Origin of the sequence: Mucilaginibacter flavus (assembly GCF_030409315.1) — a bacterium.
GTDB classification, from domain to species: domain Bacteria; phylum Bacteroidota; class Bacteroidia; order Sphingobacteriales; family Sphingobacteriaceae; genus Mucilaginibacter; species Mucilaginibacter flavus.
The window spans coordinates 1-16,517 of sequence record NZ_JAUFPS010000091.1; the positions used below are offsets into that span (position 1 = coordinate 1).

A 16,517-nucleotide genomic window follows, 5' to 3' on the forward strand; every position below is an offset into this window, starting at 1 on the left:
ATGTGGAGAACTATAGAAGAATCGCATAAAAAATGATTCTTTTAAATAAAATTTGGATATGTCGTAGACCTATAATACGAGGTACGAAGCAATCTCTACATAGACAGATCGGCCCTGTATAGTCTGGAGATTGCTTCGTGCCTCGCAATGACGCTTTCTCTTTTAGGCGTTTATAACGAATAGCTTCTCATTGATGCCCGTAAACGCCAAGCCCCTTACTTCACCGGAGTTATCACAATATTCCTGTAATCAATAGGGCCATGATCACCCTGGATCAGGATTGGTCCTGGTTCGCCTTCTTTGCTGTCGATAGCGCCACCGGTAATACCGGGGATTTCCTGCCTGCATATCACCATGGTGCCGTTGGCAACTATAGTAACCAAACGGCCAACCAACGTAATATCATAGGTTTGCCATTGGCCGGCATCTTTAGCCATCATTTTATTGGGGGGCAAAAAGCCGTAAATAGCGCTAAACTGGTTGTTGATAGGCTCTGGCGCGCCGGTTTTAGTGTCAATTACCTGTACCTCATATCTACCGCGCAGGTAAATACCGCTATTGCTTCCTTTTTGATACCTGAATTCTATATGAAGTTTAAAATCGGTAAATTTTTTATCGGTGATCAAATTAGCGCCCGAGTGCAGGCTGCGCAGGATTCCGCCTTCTACCATCCACTGGTTTTTGCCATCGGTATGCCAGCCTTTGGTGTCTTTACCGTTAAATAGGTTAACAGGTTTACCCCATACAGGCGCGGCGTTTTTTGTAAGTAAGGGCGCGCGCACACCTGTAAAATTGTAAGTAACACCATCTGTGTAAACCATGGTGCCTTTAATCTCATCGTCGCTCACCACCTCTACTACAAAGTCCATATTCCTGGTGCCTTCTTCCCATTGCGGGGGGATAGAAAAAGTGTATTTACCACCCTCAGGCTTTACCTCGGATATTGGCCTGGCGCTGCCAAAAGCATAGGTAAACCTGCCTATCAGCGTATGCGTGCCAGATTTTTGCACCTCCAGCCACGAGGGGAGACTTTTTCCTGCCTTATCAAGCGTAATATCCCATCTACCAATAACCGGGATATCTTTAGTGGTTTGGGCAAAGGCTTGTATTGCCGATATCAGCAGTAAACACAAAACAATTTGCATCCGCATAAAGCCGGATGCCTGCTTAAGGGTTAAAACAGGTGATTTTCTCATAATGAATAAATGTACAGTATTGAACTGAAGTTTAATAACAGGTTGTTATATCAAATGTAATCTATCATTTATTGTTTTCATCATCTCCCCGGATGTCAGATTTAGCTTGCCCTTTTATATACAATTCGCGTTGCTCCTCAAGCAGCAGGAATTGTTCTTCGGTAGAGTCAAAACCTTCGTCTTCCCGTAGATCTTTTTCCAGGATATCGCGTTCCAATAGCGTATATAAAGCGCTTATTATGTTATCGTCGGCATCGGCCAGGTAGGTAATTAATTTTTGCCGGATGGTTAACATTTTCATAGATGAAAGCTTTTATACGAATTTACTTATTTGACACTAAAAATGAAGATGCCAGTTACGCTAATGAGCTTTTAAAAACACAAGATTTATTTTGGCTGAAGCCATCTTATCTGTTGCTGCTATTCCGTCCCATTAATGGGACGGCAATGAGTTTTTAATTATTATTAAAGTTTGGTTGTTTCTTTCATTGCCGTTTTGGCTTCAGTCAACGGTTAAGCTAAATAATAAAAAATGGCTTTAGCCTAAATACTGCTGCTTTGAACTATGAAACTTTTTTTCTGTTATCCCAATCCTATCAACTCAGCAAGCTCCCCGTAAACGATACTTTAATTTTCGATTGAAAATTTTCAATGATCTTAAAGATTTCCTTTAGCGTAACCCGTTCAATTTTTGATAGCTGGGAAATATCGATGTAGTTATCCGGCTCGGTATGGTCCTGGATAATTTGCTCAGTTTGTTTTTTTAACCGCAGGTTCATCAAAAAATAGTATGATTGGATCAGCTCATGATACTCCGATTCAGAGAAAATTCCTTTTGCCTTCAGGGCTTTTAAGCGTTCACCGGTATTTACTTCAAAAATGCGGTTTTTAAGGGCATAAACACGTACCAGGTCAACAATGGGGCTCATGGTTCGCTTAATATCAAATACCTCGCGGCTATCCTTTTTAAAGGTACGGATGTTGTTGAAAAAGGTTAAAGGTGGCTCATATTGCAAGGCGTTTTTGGCCATATGGAAAAATAGTTTTTCTAAAGGATGCTGTAATCGCTCATCTAAAAACTCGCGCAATTCATCCATAATAGCGCTTTCGCCATAAATTGCCCGGCAGTCAAAAAAGGTAGAGAAGTTGATAACCGTTTCGGGGATCGATTCATCCATCCAATACTCATAATTACGTTTCCAGTGCGATAGGGAGTGCGTCCACTTGGGGTTTTGCGCCATAAATTCGCCGGTGCAATACACAAAGCCGATGTGGTTTAAATCGGTAGATACCCGGGTAGCCAGGTCAAGAAAATAAGCCCGCACCTCTTCGCGGTGTTCGTTAGCTTTATCCTCATAAATAATGGCATTATCCTGGTCGGTTTTAAAGGTTTGTTCTTTGCGGCCCTCGCTGCCTAATACCATAAAAACAAACTTAGCCGGGGGCGGACCAATCAGCTTAATTACGCTTTCAATTACCTTTTGGGCAATGGTATCGGCAATGGTAGTGATAATCTGGTTCACAATTTCGGCATTAACACCGCGGCCAAGCAGCTGGGTTACAAACTGCGGTACGCTTTGCCATTTGCGTTTCAACTCATCTGTTGATAAAGCCAGCTTAACCGATTGTATAAATACCAGCGGCGATTGCGCCTGCTCGCTCAATAATTTATTCCTGCTGATAAAGCCCACATAAGCGCCCTCTTTTTGAATAAGGATGTAGCGGGTTTTGGTTTGAAACATCATGAGCAAGGCCTCATAAACAAATGCATCGGCATTGATGCTTACTATCGGCGTATCCATTACCGTACTTATAGCGGCGGCGGTATCCTGCTGGCTGGCAACCACTTTATCGCGCAGGGTGATATCGGTTACATAACCGACGACTTTTTGCTGGTTATCAAGTACAAATAAACAGCTTGTTTTTTGAGCGGCCATCAGCTGCGCCACCTTAAATACAGGTGTTTCGTTACTGCAACTAACCAACTGCCGGTACTCAATACTCTCCATGCGGCGCGAATACAATTGCTCTGAGGCGATGTAGCTTTCGGCAAAGGAGGCGGGTTGCTTAAAAAAGTGCACAAACTCCTCGTTTTGCATCCGCTTGCCAAACTCGGCGGTAAAATGCAGAAAAAAGTCTTCGTAAGTTTTGCATAACAACCTAAAATCCCTGCGGTGTAAAAAGTAAACCAGGGTTCCTTTTTTAGCAATCACCATTCGTAATGATCTGCGCCTGTTTAGCAATACCGATACGCCGCCATAGCAAAAGCCCGGCTGGTGATGCTCAATCAGGCGTTTATTACCCGTGCTGTCGTAAAAAAAAGACTCGTAGCTACCCTCAACAATAATATCAACCCCTTTCATCATGGTGATATCCTGCTGATAAATCACCACATCTTTATGATAGGTGGTTTCCTGTAACTGGTCGGCTATGCCTTGCAGCACATCTGCAGGTAGGGCATTAAAGGGGGCAATGGTTTTCAGAAATTCCAGTCGATTGTTCATAAGCTGTAAATAATGATAGCCACTAATAATATGATCACTAAAGCTGGGATAAGGCATCCCTTTTGTTTTTTGGTAGGGTCGCGCTGTTGTTCAAAATCCTGGTTTTGCTGGCTGATGCTTTTGTCAGAAATTTCGCCCCGTTGGCGCAACTCAAAAAAACAAGCTGCCGTCGCTTCGGCATCGGCCAGGGAGTTGTGCTGATTTTGCAGGTTGCTGCCAAACAGCATATAATAAAGCTCTTCTAACCGTAAATGGCGGGTAAGCGGCCTGTTTATCAATTGGGTAGTAGCTACCATGGTACAAAAAACAGGTAGCTTGCTCAACGGGTTTTCCATTGCCGACCGGTGGAAGGCCACGCCAAGCAGGTGGTAATCCAGCCGGATAAAATGGCCTATCAGCATAGGCTGGTATTGCTGTACATCAGCAACCAACAATTGCAGCACCTCGGTGCGGCGCTTGCCATTCAAGGCCAAAAACTCCGGCGTAAGGCCATGAATTTGCCGGGCTGCGTCAGTAATGGTAATGCCGTCTTCAGCAACATAATGATCCTGCTGCTTAACTAATTGGCGCTGTTTATCATAAATAAGCCAGGATACCTGTAATATATGAGGCCAGTTATCATCGGCACTGTAGGGCTGGTCCCATTTTGCGGGTAAGCCGGATGCTTCAGTGTCGATAAATAAAAGATAGTCGCTCAATTGGTTTGCCTTGTTACTGGTGTTGGTTCAAAAGTAATTAATTTTTTAAACCGGCATACGCGTTGTTAAAAAAGGCATCGGCTATGTGCTGATCTTCGGGAAAATTGTAAACACTGATGATTTTACCGTTTTTAAACTGCCATAACAGGCATGACATGCGCTTCATATTTTCGCCCTCTTCGCGGTTGCTCCAGTTTAAGTGGCAATCAATGAGAAACTCATCGTTATAGCCCATAACAATAGGGCTTGCCTGGAAATTGCAATGGTGCAGCTGACTAAAATATTCAAGAACCTCTGCAACGCCTTTTTTTGTGCCGCTTAATGGATGGTGTCCTGGAATATGCCATTCAATATCTGGTGATAAGATGTTACCGATAGCTTCAAAATCGTTTTTGCCATATGCCTGAAAAAAAGAGTGGATGATTGCAAGGTTTGGATGTTGGGAGTTCATGAGTGTAGTTGTGTTGTAATTGTTAATAGGTTGTTACTGGTATAGTGAAGGTATAAAAAATCAATTTATATACCAAAAACCAATATGGTATTTTGTTCTAAGGTAATGCTTGTTTTTAAATTATAATCAGCCCAACAGATAAGTTTTTGTTAACTTCATTACAACTTCACGCTCTATTGCTTATCTTTGATATACCAGTTATAATAATAAATATGAGTTGTAGTACCCTAAATCATACTACTATGACTGTAATAACTGATCGTTTGCTCAATGAAAAAAAGTGCCCTTGTGGTAAAACAAGCCGTAGCGACTTGGCCAGAATTCCACGCACCGCGTTTATGAAGTTGTTTTTATTCTGGCTCCCCCTAAAAAGATATCAATGTTACGCGTGTATGCGTAAAAAGTGGACTATGGAATGAGTTGAGTGGGCCTCTGAAGCTTATGGCTGCTTTTTAATGCCAGGTATATGTTAATACGCTAAAGATATTGCTTAGCGATAATTAAGCGCGCTCGGCCCGGCTTACAATTTCGCGGATGATGCCATCAAGTTCCCATACCGAATCTGAAATTTGATTTATAAGTTCGCCCTGCTCGCAGTTATCCCCATCGCATGATCTGTATACCTCTATCAACCCCATTACCCTTGCCAGCGGGGCTCGTATTACATGCGATTGCATCCAGGCTATTTCGCTGAGCTGTTTGTTCTGCTGCTCTATGTTGGCCACACGAAGCTGGCGTTCTGAATTTAGTGTAGCCTCGGCTATTTTACGGTCGGTTATATCCAGGCAGGCACCTATCATGGCTGTGGGCATTCCGTTTTCGTCGGTCTGCACCCGTCCCCATGATTGCAGGTAACGGATTTCGCCGCCAGGCCTGATAATCCGTTCTTCAAAGGTAATATCCTTTTGCAACTGAAGCGCTTCACCAATTTTGGCGGTTATCCGGTCGCGGTCATCTGGGTGCAGCAGGTCGCGGTAGCCCTCAAAAGTGGCTTTAAATGATGTTTTATCAAGCCCGTAAATATGGTAAAGCGCATCAGACCAGGTTACTTTGTTTTGAGCCACATCCCACCTCCAGTTGCCAAAGCTTGCCATTTCCTGAACCTGGCTCATCAATTGAGCAGCCTGTTTTAGCTCCCTGGCATCCATGGCGGCTTGTTGCTTCATGGCTATGGCTTCTGTAACATCCGTAAGGCTAAGCAGCAGGCAATACAAATTACCGTTATCGCTTAGCAGGGGAGTTATATTAATATCAAAAAAGCGTTTATAACCCCAGTCAGATTCACCCGGGAATGCATTTACCCTGGTAGCCGATTTTTGCTTTAATGCCAGGTTAAGCGCCGTGAAAATATCGGAGCCGGCACCGCTGTTAGCTATGATGGCTGATATCCCTTTACCAGAAACTATAGTTTGCGACAGCCCGGTAACTGTGGTAAATGCGGGGTTACAATCGGCAACGGTAAACTCAGGAGCATCAGGCAACAGTACCAGGCAGGGCGATGGTAAAATATTAAATATCTGGTACGGGTTGGTTTGCTTGAGCATCGTTCTAAGATATTAGGTTAACGATAGAACAAAACCTGCGCAGATTTGCTTCGCGTTCTGGTCTACATAACTAACATTATCATCTTTAGATTGTTTTTATGCTAAAGTTAACGAACTGTGGTACTTATTTGCAACAAGCGCAACCGATAGATTGGGTTTTATTAAAAATTGTTTACTCGGCACGCGCCGCCCAGGCCAGGCCATCGGGGCCACCGCCCACATCAATATGGTTGCTTACCTGTAATGTTTTAAGATCAACAACAGCAACGTAGTTATCGGCGGTGCAGCCTATAAAAGCACGTGATCCGTCGGGATCTATTAGTATACCCGCTGCGCCGTGGCCAATGTTTATCTTTTTCACCTCTTTATGCAATGACGCGTCATAAACCGTCAGGTCGCCATTTTGCAGGCTGGATATCAGCACATATTTATTATCGGGCGTAAATTGCAGGCGGTTGGCTCCTAACACTTTGGCGTCAATGGTTTCAATAACTTTTTTGGTACCCAGGTCAATAATGGCTATCGTGCCGTCGTTAGCGGCAGCTGTCCACAGTTGTTTGCCATCCGGCGATACATCAAAACCTTCTGAACCTTTGGATACCGGGATAACGGTTTGCGACCAATCGCTGCGCGGTTGCGGCTTAAATCCCGGTGGCGGTCCACCTGCAGGCGGGCCACCCGGACCGGGGCCACCACCCCCGCCCGGAGGAGGCCCAAAGCCGCCCTGCTGCATAAGCGTATCAACCAAAATACTCACCGTGCCCGAGCTTACGTTGGTGGTGTAAATACGTTTGCCGTTGGGCGTTACGTATAGCATATGGGTACGGTCCTGCCCGGTTCCCATCGCCCAGTCAAAAGCGCCGGTTGCGGGGTTATACCTTACCACCGTTTTTGAGCCTTCGGCAGTAAACCACACTTTACCGGCTGCAAATGTTATTCCATGGGGGCCACAGAATGGTTTGGTATCAATAGGTGGTAATACTTTTTTATTCACCAGGTCAATAACATCTATCTCATGTAAACTGCCGCCGCCGTAAATGGTTACGTAAGCGGTTTTACCATCGGCCGCAGCAATCACCTCATGCGGATCTTGCCCTACAGGTACGCGTGCTATCACTTTAAAGGAAACAGGATCAACAATGGCCAGTGTTTTATCGTTTTTTGATAAGGCCAGGAGATAAGGTTTCTGCCCGGTTTGGGCCTGGCAATTTGTTGTACAGCATAATGCCAACATTAAAGTTAAACCAATAGCAAACAGGTTAAAAGGCGCTTTCATGAAACTTTTAGATGCATGAGTCTGTATTTGCGAGACGTTATTCATATGGTTTATCGGGTTTGGTAAAAAGCTAACAATTGAATTGGGCAATGGGTGTTGTGTTTTAACAAATATAAGCCGGGCCATTTTGTTTTAAACATTTAACCGATAGTGATAAGGGATTTATAGATGATGAGGTGTTTTTAGTCTATGAAGTAGGATTTATCAGTCTGTAAATAAAAGTTGAAATAAATTTGCGTAACTCACAGGTTACATATATATTTGAGTAACTTAAAAGTTACCTATTATGGCAAAGATCATTAAACACCAGTTATTTTTCCCTCATCCGCCCGCGGTGATTTGGGAATACCTTACCGATGCCGATTTAATGGCATTGTGGCTAATGAAAAACGATTTCATGCCTGTACTTGGGCACGAGTTTCAATTCAGGATAAACCCCATGCCCCAGCTTGATTTTGACGGCGTTATTTATTGCAAAGTTTTAGAAATAGAGCCTTTTAAAACGCTGAGCTATTCCTGGCAATTTGGCCCCGGAAACGGCGAACTTATTGATTCGACAGTGAATTGGACGTTAAATGAAAAAGACAACGGCACCGAAATAGAGTTGGTGCATCGTGGTTTTGCAGGCGTTGGCGTGCCGATGTTTGACGCCCTGAATGGTGGCTGGTTGAGCAATATGAAAAAAATGCTTATCCGTATAAACGAAAAGATAGATGGAACAGCACAGGCTTGATGTTTTCCAGGTAATTGCCGACCCCAGCCGGAGGCAAATGCTGCACCTGTTATCAAAGGATAGCCTGACAATCAATTCACTGGCCGAAAACTTTGATATGAGTCGCCCCGCGGTATCCAAACATGTTAAAGTGCTGCACAATGCCGGTTTTATATCCATACAGGACATTGGCCGCGAAAGGCATTGCATTCTTAAGCAGGATGGCTTTAAACAACTGCAGGAATGGCTAACGTATTATAATGCCTTCTGGGGTAGTAAACTTAAAAAGCTGGAAGCTTTATTAAATGAACGAAGTGGGAATAGTATCAAGTAGTTAGTATCAAGTAGCAAGATTATTAAATCAGTAAAAAAAAACTATTATGGATAATCAGGATTTAACTGCCTCTTTTGAGGTAAATGAAAGCCCAAAGCAAGTTTTTGATGCCATTACTAACGTGCGCGGATGGTGGTCGGAAAATATTGAAGGGGGCACAAGTGAGCTTAACCGGGAGTTTACTTACGAGGTAAAGGATTTGCACCGCTGTACTATGCGGTTGATTGAAGTTATACCTAATCAAAAAGTAGTTTGGCAGGTGCTTGATAACTATTTCAGTTTTGTTAAAGATCAAAGCGAGTGGAAGGACACCAAAATAGTTTTTGAAGTACAGGAGCGGGGCGGCAAAACGCGGGTTCAGTTTACCCACCAGGGACTGGTTCCCGCTCATGAATGTTACGGGATATGCGCAGACGCATGGACTGGTTATATAACCGGTAGTTTACATGATCTCATTACAACAGGCAAAGGAAAGCCCAACCCCAAAAAGAATTAAATCAATTAAAAAACACGTTATGGATAACCAGGATTTCAGCACTACCTTTTTGGTAGATAAAACCCCGATGGAAGTTTTTGATGCTATTAACAACATAGGCGGATGGTGGACCGAGAATTTTGAGGGCGAATCTCAAAAGCTCAATGATGAGTATTCGGTACATTTTGGCGATGTACATTACAGTAAGCAAAAATTAACAGAGGTTATTCCAGGCGAAAAGGTGGTTTGGTTTATCATCGATAGTAAACTCACTTTTGTAGAAAACCAAACCGAATGGACCGGCACAAAATTGATCTTTGAAATATCAAAGCAAGGCGATAAAACGCAACTCCATTTCACGCATCAGGGTTTAGTGCCCGGGTTTGAATGTTTTAATAGCTGTAGTAAAGGCTGGCATCGGTATGCTACTCACAGTTTATATAGCTTTATTACTACCGGTAAGGGGATGCCTGCGATGAAAGAGTAGTAGGTAAAATGGAAAAGGTTATATAACTTTGAGATAAACAACTCCTTTTTATACAACCTATTTTATTACCTAAATATTCTTGATGCAAATGAAGAGAAACTTACTTGTAATCAAAACAGCCTGTATGCAGGGCGTTGCCGGGTTTTGTCAATTGTTAGGTATGATTTAAAAATAGTAAGGATAGGTGAAAAAGATATTCCTCTTCGCTGTTTTACTTATACTCAGCCAATCGCCTTTTGCGCAGGTGCTAAAGGTGTCGCTTGCTAAGTTAAAGCCGTTTATCCCGGCCGGCTATTCCGTTTTAGCCAACGAAACCGGCGACCTCAACCACGATAATTACGCCGACGTAATACTGGTATTGAAATACAATCACGAAGCAGATAGCGACCAGGCTGCAAGGCCTTTGCTGATCCTTTTAGGAAAACCCGGCGGCAAGTTATCCCTTTTTGCACGTAATGATAGTGTAGTACTTTGCAAAGCCTGCGGCGGCGTATTTGGCGATCCGTTTGATGGGATAGAGATTAAAGGCAGATACTTTACCATTGATCATTACGGTGGCAGCCGGTTTAAATGGACACGGATGATCACCTTTAAATATGATCCGATTAAAAAGGATTTTATATTACATAAAGACGCCGGGGTATCATTTGATGATACCTTACGGGGCGGTAAATTAACCACCGAGTTTTATAAAAAACAAACTTTTGATAAGCTAAAGTTTAAGGATTATAAAAACGGGTATAATGATGAGTAGGGGGAAGAGGCAACGATAAAATTAAATGTAAGAAGCAGTTTAAAAACATATATAGAACCGTCATTGCGGGTATGTAAATCCAGGGACTCTGAAAGTGAAATGACAACATCAAAAAAAATGGGGTCATGCTGAGCCTGTCGAAGCACGCGGGCGAAGGCCCCTGCGCGAATCTTCGACAGGCTCAGACTGACTGCCCTTTTTGTTTTTTCAACTTGTCATGGATAGCTGTCGAAGCACGCGGGCGAAGGCCTCTGCGCGCGAGTCTTCGACAGGCTCAGACTGACGGCCCTCTTTAGTAATTACTATCTGTCATAGATGGCTTATATCAGATCTGCACAAGGTAAGGTGGCAGTAATGGTTCAAGCTTTGCATATGAGGGGGAAAATAAGCAGCATAACTTAGCGGAGATGAAGTAGAGATATGCAACAAAAAAGGTCCGGCTGCAAAGCAACCAGACCCTTTTTCAATATCAGTAAAGTGTGTTTTATTTAGTCAGGATACCTTCGGCTAAAACAGTTACTTTATTGTTTAATACTTCAACAACGCCGCCTTTAATCAAAAAAACTTCTTCTTTGCCGGCGTTGCCTCCACGTACGGTTAACTTACCATCCTGCAAGGTTGATATGATAGGCGCGTGGTGGTTTAATATCTCAAATAATCCCAAAGTACCAGGTACGGTAACCGATGAGGCTTCGCCCTCGTAGATCTTTTTATCGGGAGTAAGAATTTCTAAAGTCATTTCTTTTTAGTATCAAGTAGTTAGTATCAAGTATCAAGTATTTTATGAAAATCAAGTAGTAAAACAGAAATTAGTCTTACTACTTGATACTAAATACTTACTACTAATTATTAGCTTCTGCTAATAATTTTTTACCTTTTTCAATGGCATCTTCAATGCTTCCAACTAAGTTGAAGGCAGCTTCAGGATACTCATCAACTTCGCCATCCATGATCATGTTGAAACCTTTGATGGTGTCTTTAATGTCAACCAATACACCTTTTAAACCGGTGAACTGCTCGGCAACGTGGAACGGCTGAGAAAGGAAACGCTGAACACGACGTGCGCGTGTTACAACCAATTTATCTTCTTCAGATAACTCGTCCATACCTAAGATGGCGATGATATCCTGTAACTCTTTGTAACGTTGTAAAGTTTCTTTTACGCGTTGAGCGGTATTGTAGTGCTCATCACCTAAAACAGCTGGGCTAAGGATACGTGAGGTTGAATCCAAAGGATCTACGGCAGGGTAAATACCAAGCTCGGCAATTTTACGTGAAAGTACGGTCGTTGCATCCAAGTGGGCAAATGTAGTTGCCGGTGCAGGGTCGGTCAAGTCATCCGCAGGTACGTAAACGGCCTGTACAGATGTAATTGAACCACGTTTGGTTGAAGTAATACGCTCTTGCATGGTACCCATCTCGGTAGCCAGTGTTGGCTGGTAACCTACTGCCGATGGCATACGACCTAATAAAGCCGATACTTCAGAACCTGCTTGTGTAAAGCGGAAAATGTTATCGATAAAGAAAAGGATATCGCGGCCTTTGCCGTCCTCATCACCATCACGGAAGTATTCGGCAATGGTTAAGCCCGATAAAGCTACACGTGCACGTGCACCAGGAGGCTCATTCATTTGACCGAAAACGAAGGTTGCTTTTGAGTCTTTCAAAGCTTCGTTATCCACTTTGCTTAAATCCCAGCCACCTTCTTCCATTGAATGCATAAATGCATCACCATATTTTATAATGCCAGACTCAAGCATCTCGCGCAAAAGGTCATTACCTTCACGTGTACGCTCGCCAACACCTGCAAATACAGATAAACCTGCATAAGCCTTAGCGATGTTGTTGATCAATTCCTGGATTAATACTGTTTTACCTACACCAGCACCACCAAACAAACCAATTTTACCACCTTTTACATAAGGCTCTAACAAATCGATTACTTTGATACCGGTAAACAACACTTCAGTTTCGGTAGATAGATCTTCGAAACGTGGAGGAGCGCTGTGGATAGGACGACCATCGGCTTTGTCCAAATCAGCAATACCGTCAATCGCGTCGCCTACTACGTTAAATACACGGCCTTTAATGTTTTCGCCAACAGGCATTTTAATAGCCGACTCCAGATCCAAAACTTTCATGCCACGTAGCAATCCGTCTGTTGAATCCATCGCGATCGCGCGTACACGATCTTCACCTAAATGCTGTTGAACTTCTAAAATGATTTTTTGGCCATTATCTTTCGTGATCTCCAACGCGTCATAAATTTTAGGGAGATGAGCGTCATCAGCGAAACTTACGTCAACTACCGGACCGATGATCCGTGATATTTTTCCAATGTTTGGCATATATAACCTGGTGTTTTTAAAGAATTTTCCTTTTTAACAGTTATCTTATTAGTAATAATATAAGATGCTATTTCAGAGGCGCAAAGATATAATTTCTATCTAAGTATTTAAACATCAAAAGCAACATTTTTGCACTACCTGTTCATGTGCCTGTTAATTGCTGCTATCGCTGCTCAAAATTGAGTATGATTTTGCCAATATGCGCGCTGCTTTCCATCAACTCATGGGCCTTGGCGGCATCGGTGGCAGGGAACACCGAATGGATAACCGGCTTAATATCCCCCGATACCAATAGCGGCCAAACGGTAGTTAAAAGCTCATGCGCTATTTTACCCTTAAAAGCAACCTCGCGCGAGCGCAACATAGATCCCGTTATAACGAGCCGCTTTCGCATCACCTGTGCAAGGTCAATCTGTACATTATTACCCTTCATGGTATTGATTAACACCAGCCTGCCTTCAACCGCCAGCGACTGGATATTGCCGGCGGTATAATCGCCGCCTATCATATCTAATATTACATCAACGCCTTTGCCGTTGGTTGCCTCTTTAATTACATCGGCAAAATTTTCTGTTTTGTAATTGATAGCTTTTGACGCGCCAAGCTGTTCGCAAAAGCGGCATTTATCATCAGAACCGGCGGTTACGTAAACCGTATGACCAAGGGCTTTTGCCATTTGAATAGCTGTAACACCTATCCCGCTCGAACCGCCATGTACCAATAAGGTTTCTCCGTCTTTTAAATCACCGCGATCAAATACATTGCTCCAAACAGTAAAAAATGTTTCGGGTAGTGAGGCAGCTTCAATAAAGGAAAGACTGCCCGGGATAGGCAGGCATTGTTCCTGCGGTACGTTACAATATTCGGCATAGCCGCCGCCCACAACGAGGGCGCAAACCCTATCGCCAACCATCAAATGCGTAACGGTGTTGCCAATTTCTGCAACGATCCCTGCAATCTCCAACCCCGGAATATCTTGCGGCGCACCAGCGGGTGGCGGATAGTTACCCTTCCGCTGAAAAACATCAGGCCGGTTAACCCCCGCCGCCATCACCTTTATCAGCACCTCGTTATCGGCACAAACAGGCACAGGCCGCTCCGCTATTTGCAAAACAAACGGCCCACCGGGCTGGGTTATCACTACTGCTTTCATTTAGTAAAATTACTAAACAGAACGCACTAAAGGGCCGCACGAAGAAATCTTAAACTCCATAACAGCAGCAATCCAACTCTTGAACTTTTCACCAATGAACTAATGAACCAGTGAACCAATGAACAAATCTATTCATTCTTCAAACTATCAACCGGATTGCTCATAGCCGCTTTAAATGATTGCGCGCTGATGGTTACAAAGGCGATGGTAACGGCACCAATACCTGCAGCTACAATAACCCACCATTGAATATTTTGGCGGTAAGCAAAGCCCTGCAGCCATTTGTACATGGCCAGGCAGGCCAGCGGGGCGGCTATGATAAAGGATATGATCACCAACTTAATGAAATCTTTAGAAAGCATACCTACTATGGCCGATACGCTTGCACCTAATACTTTGCGAATGCCGATCTCCTTATTGCGTTGCTCGGCAGCGTAGGCAGCCAGGCTAAACAAACCAAGGCAGGCAATAATTACAGCTAAGGAGGTGAACGTTAAAAACAGGGTGCCGGTACGCTGTTCTGTGCGGTAAGCGGCGTCAAAATCCTGGTCCATAAAGCTGTATTCAAAGTGCTGGTTGGGGGCAAGGCTGGTCCACAGTTGCTCAACTTGGGTTATAAATGCAGATGGGTTTTTAGTATTCATTTTGATGCTTAAAGCGCCTTTATCATCGGTAAGCATCATTACCACAGGTGTAATGTTATCGCGCAGCGAACTGAAGTTAAAATCCTTCACCACGCCAATAATATGGTACTCTTTTATGGGCTGATTCGGCTGGCCCGATGGGCGGTACACCGTTTTACCCAACGGATCATTTAAAATGCCTAACATGCGGGCGGCAGTTTGGTTGATCACCACGCCCGATGAATCGGTAATAAGCTGGGCCGAAAAGTTGCGGCCTTTTGCCAAATCCATGCCCATAGTCGGCAAATAATCATCATCAACAGGCCAGATTTCAGTAAAGAGCGCGTTTTTAGGATCTGCCACCTTGTTGCGGAAAACAGCATCGGGTTGCCTCACTACCCCGGTTGGTAAAAAGCCGCTAAGCGACGCGCTTTTAACCCCAGCAAGTTGTTTTACCTGTTGTTTAAATAGCTTAGCGTTTGGCAGCACATCCACATTTTTAATAACCAATACCTGGTTACGGTCAAACCCTAAATTTTTATGCTGAATGTAGTTGAGCTGGTTGTAAACAATTATGGTACCGATGATTAAAAAGATAGAGATAGCAAATTGAAAAACAACCAGAAAGTTGCGCAGTTTACCACCCTTAAAACCGGTTGCTATTTTGCCTTTTAAAACATTGATAGGCTGAAAAGCCGAAAGATAAAACGCCGGGTACGAGCCGGCAAGTACCCCAACTATTAAAACGATAGCTAATAACGCAGGCAATAACCACATTACAGTTTGCCCGGTAACTGCCAGATGCTTGCCGGCAACCTGGTTAAATAAAGGCAATAAAGCCCAGGCGGCCAACACGGCTATGATGGCCGCGCCGATGGTTAACAAAACAGACTCTGCCAAAAACTGGGCTATTAAATAGCCGCGTGATGAACCCAAAACTTTGCGCACCCCAACTTCCCTTGCCCGGTTGGCAGAGCGTGCGGTTGACATGTTCATGAAATTGATACAGGCAATCAGCAGTACAAACAACGCTATCGCCCCAAAAATGTACACGTACGATGCATCACTGTTGGTGCCCAATTCATACTGCCGGTTTGATTTGAGGTGGATGTCTGTTAGTGGTGTAAGGTTTAGGTGAAAGTAGTTTCCGCTTTTTTCCAGCCGTGCGTAGTTTTCGCCAAGCTGGGTTTTCATTAACCCGGCCAGTTTGCTTTGAAATTGCTGCACATTGGCGCCAGGTTTAAATAATATATAGGTGGTATAGCTAAAGTTGTTCCAGTCGGTACTATTCGCATCCGGTCGCCCTGCTATCGACAGAAAAAAATCGAAGTTAAAATGCGATTGACTGGGAATGTCTTTTATCACCCCCGTAATTTTATAGGCAGTATTGTTGCTTAATATGAGCGTGCGCCCTGTAACGTGCGTATCGTTAAAATACCTTTTAGCTGTGCTTTCGGTAATAACGGCAGTCATTGGCCCGGTTAAAGCGGTTTTGGCATCGCCTTCAATTAATGGGAGGGTAAATAAGCTAAACAGATCGGAGTTGGCATATACTACCTTTTCTTCCTGTATAAATTCTTCTCCTTTTTTAATGCGTACACCTTGGTCATGAATAAGTCGGGCAACTTGCTCAACCTCCGGGAAATTGCTTTTTAAGGTTGCCGCGAGGGGAGGGGGAGTAATAGCGAAGGAGGATACATTGCCGCCGTATTTTAAATCCATGTTTACCCGGTAAATCCTGTCGGCTTTGGTATTAAATCCATCGTAGCTTAACTCATCAATTACAAAAAACATAATAAGCAGGCAGGTTGCCAGCCCAATGGCCAGGCCTAAAATATTTACAATGGTAAAAGCTTTGTTTTTTAAAAGACCTTTAAAAGCAATTTTGATAAAGTTTTTGAGCATGGCGGCAAGTGTTGTTATAAGGTGATTTGGGGCAACACTAAATTAGCTCACTATGTA

Annotated in this window: 16 protein-coding genes; 5 read left to right on the forward strand and 11 right to left on the reverse strand. The window is 43.6% G+C overall.

Features of this window, described 5'->3' with window-relative positions; genetic code table 11:
* Nucleotides 1-215 precede the first annotated feature (215 nt).
* From QWZ17_RS25950 to QWZ17_RS25980, 7 genes are all read right to left on the reverse strand, one after another.
* Entirely contained in the window at nt 216-1,196 is a 981-nt protein-coding gene (locus QWZ17_RS25950) for a 3-keto-disaccharide hydrolase (protein WP_290308251.1), read from the reverse strand.
* A 64-nt stretch (nt 1,197-1,260) separates the two neighbouring features.
* The gene (locus QWZ17_RS25955) at nt 1,261-1,497 is read right to left on the reverse strand and encodes a hypothetical protein (RefSeq protein ID WP_290308252.1); all 237 of its coding nucleotides are present in this window, start codon (nt 1,495-1,497) and stop codon (nt 1,261-1,263) included.
* 295 nt (nt 1,498-1,792) lie between these two features.
* A complete protein-coding gene (locus QWZ17_RS25960; protein ID WP_290308253.1) occupies nt 1,793-3,700 on the reverse strand; it encodes a DUF294 nucleotidyltransferase-like domain-containing protein in 1,908 nt (635 codons plus the stop codon).
* Nucleotides 3,697-4,398 carry a 3'-5' exonuclease gene (locus QWZ17_RS25965; protein ID WP_290308254.1) on the reverse strand — a complete coding sequence of 234 codons (702 nt, stop codon included), beginning with the start codon at nt 4,396-4,398 and terminating at the stop codon, nt 3,697-3,699. The genes QWZ17_RS25960 and QWZ17_RS25965 overlap by 4 nt, the downstream gene beginning before the upstream one ends.
* Before the next feature lie 37 nt (nt 4,399-4,435).
* Nucleotides 4,436-4,849 carry a nuclear transport factor 2 family protein gene (locus QWZ17_RS25970; RefSeq protein ID WP_290308255.1) on the reverse strand — a complete coding sequence of 138 codons (414 nt, stop codon included), beginning with the start codon at nt 4,847-4,849 and terminating at the stop codon, nt 4,436-4,438.
* A gap of 500 nt (nt 4,850-5,349) precedes the next feature.
* A complete protein-coding gene (locus QWZ17_RS25975) occupies nt 5,350-6,393 on the reverse strand; it encodes a PAS domain-containing protein (RefSeq protein WP_290308256.1) in 1,044 nt (347 codons plus the stop codon).
* A gap of 172 nt (nt 6,394-6,565) precedes the next feature.
* Nucleotides 6,566-7,669, reverse strand: coding sequence for a YncE family protein (locus tag QWZ17_RS25980; RefSeq protein ID WP_290308257.1), 1,104 nt, complete (start codon nt 7,667-7,669; stop codon nt 6,566-6,568).
* A gap of 286 nt (nt 7,670-7,955) precedes the next feature.
* Between QWZ17_RS25980 and QWZ17_RS25985 the strand changes: the two genes are divergently transcribed.
* From QWZ17_RS25985 to QWZ17_RS26005, 5 genes are all read left to right on the forward strand, one after another.
* A complete protein-coding gene (locus tag QWZ17_RS25985) occupies nt 7,956-8,402 on the forward strand; it encodes an SRPBCC family protein (protein ID WP_290308258.1) in 447 nt (148 codons plus the stop codon).
* The gene (locus QWZ17_RS25990; protein WP_290308259.1) at nt 8,383-8,715 is read left to right on the forward strand and encodes an ArsR/SmtB family transcription factor; all 333 of its coding nucleotides are present in this window, start codon (nt 8,383-8,385) and stop codon (nt 8,713-8,715) included. The genes QWZ17_RS25985 and QWZ17_RS25990 overlap by 20 nt, the downstream gene beginning before the upstream one ends.
* A gap of 46 nt (nt 8,716-8,761) precedes the next feature.
* The gene (locus QWZ17_RS25995; protein ID WP_290308261.1) at nt 8,762-9,211 is read left to right on the forward strand and encodes an SRPBCC family protein; all 450 of its coding nucleotides are present in this window, start codon (nt 8,762-8,764) and stop codon (nt 9,209-9,211) included.
* A 19-nt stretch (nt 9,212-9,230) separates the two neighbouring features.
* The gene (locus QWZ17_RS26000) at nt 9,231-9,677 is read left to right on the forward strand and encodes an SRPBCC family protein (RefSeq protein ID WP_290308262.1); all 447 of its coding nucleotides are present in this window, start codon (nt 9,231-9,233) and stop codon (nt 9,675-9,677) included.
* A 184-nt stretch (nt 9,678-9,861) separates the two neighbouring features.
* Nucleotides 9,862-10,431: a hypothetical protein gene (locus QWZ17_RS26005; protein WP_290308263.1), complete on the forward strand. Its 570-nt coding sequence runs from the start codon at nt 9,862-9,864 to the stop codon at nt 10,429-10,431.
* A gap of 484 nt (nt 10,432-10,915) precedes the next feature.
* Here QWZ17_RS26005 and atpC read toward each other — a convergent pair whose 3' ends face one another.
* The 4 genes from atpC to QWZ17_RS26025 all read right to left on the reverse strand — a co-directional run bounded on the left by atpC (nt 10,916) and on the right by QWZ17_RS26025 (nt 16,460).
* A complete protein-coding gene (gene atpC / locus QWZ17_RS26010; protein ID WP_290308264.1) occupies nt 10,916-11,170 on the reverse strand; it encodes an ATP synthase F1 subunit epsilon in 255 nt (84 codons plus the stop codon).
* A gap of 103 nt (nt 11,171-11,273) precedes the next feature.
* Entirely contained in the window at nt 11,274-12,779 is a 1,506-nt protein-coding gene (gene atpD, locus QWZ17_RS26015) for a F0F1 ATP synthase subunit beta (protein ID WP_290308265.1), read from the reverse strand.
* A 163-nt stretch (nt 12,780-12,942) separates the two neighbouring features.
* Complete coding sequence (locus QWZ17_RS26020; RefSeq protein ID WP_290308266.1) at nt 12,943-13,932, reverse strand: NAD(P)H-quinone oxidoreductase; 990 nt, start codon at nt 13,930-13,932, stop codon at nt 12,943-12,945.
* Between the two features lie 128 nt (nt 13,933-14,060).
* On the reverse strand, nt 14,061-16,460 hold the full coding sequence (locus QWZ17_RS26025; RefSeq protein WP_290308267.1) for an ABC transporter permease: 2,400 nt from the start codon (nt 16,458-16,460) through the stop codon (nt 14,061-14,063).
* Nucleotides 16,461-16,517: the final 57 nt, after the last annotated feature.

What these genes read in the sequence shown, in the direction of transcription:
- QWZ17_RS25950 (WP_290308251.1), bottom strand. Translation starts at nt 1,196, where the DNA reads ATGAGAAAATCACCTGTTTTAACCCTTAAGCAGGCATCCGGCTTTATG.
- QWZ17_RS25955 (WP_290308252.1), bottom strand. Translation starts at nt 1,497, where the DNA reads ATGAAAATGTTAACCATCCGGCAAAAATTAATTACCTACCTGGCCGAT.
- QWZ17_RS25960 (WP_290308253.1), bottom strand. Translation starts at nt 3,700, where the DNA reads ATGAACAATCGACTGGAATTTCTGAAAACCATTGCCCCCTTTAATGCC.
- QWZ17_RS25970 (WP_290308255.1), bottom strand. Translation starts at nt 4,849, where the DNA reads ATGAACTCCCAACATCCAAACCTTGCAATCATCCACTCTTTTTTTCAG.
- QWZ17_RS25975 (WP_290308256.1), bottom strand. Translation starts at nt 6,393, where the DNA reads ATGCTCAAGCAAACCAACCCGTACCAGATATTTAATATTTTACCATCG.
- QWZ17_RS25980 (WP_290308257.1), bottom strand. Translation starts at nt 7,669, where the DNA reads ATGAAAGCGCCTTTTAACCTGTTTGCTATTGGTTTAACTTTAATGTTG.
- QWZ17_RS25985 (WP_290308258.1), top strand. Translation starts at nt 7,956, where the DNA reads ATGGCAAAGATCATTAAACACCAGTTATTTTTCCCTCATCCGCCCGCG.
- QWZ17_RS25990 (WP_290308259.1), top strand. Translation starts at nt 8,383, where the DNA reads ATGGAACAGCACAGGCTTGATGTTTTCCAGGTAATTGCCGACCCCAGC.
- QWZ17_RS25995 (WP_290308261.1), top strand. Translation starts at nt 8,762, where the DNA reads ATGGATAATCAGGATTTAACTGCCTCTTTTGAGGTAAATGAAAGCCCA.
- QWZ17_RS26000 (WP_290308262.1), top strand. Translation starts at nt 9,231, where the DNA reads ATGGATAACCAGGATTTCAGCACTACCTTTTTGGTAGATAAAACCCCG.
- atpC (WP_290308264.1), bottom strand. Translation starts at nt 11,170, where the DNA reads ATGACTTTAGAAATTCTTACTCCCGATAAAAAGATCTACGAGGGCGAA.
- atpD (WP_290308265.1), bottom strand. Translation starts at nt 12,779, where the DNA reads ATGCCAAACATTGGAAAAATATCACGGATCATCGGTCCGGTAGTTGAC.
- QWZ17_RS26020 (WP_290308266.1), bottom strand. Translation starts at nt 13,932, where the DNA reads ATGAAAGCAGTAGTGATAACCCAGCCCGGTGGGCCGTTTGTTTTGCAA.
- QWZ17_RS26025 (WP_290308267.1), bottom strand. Translation starts at nt 16,460, where the DNA reads ATGCTCAAAAACTTTATCAAAATTGCTTTTAAAGGTCTTTTAAAAAAC.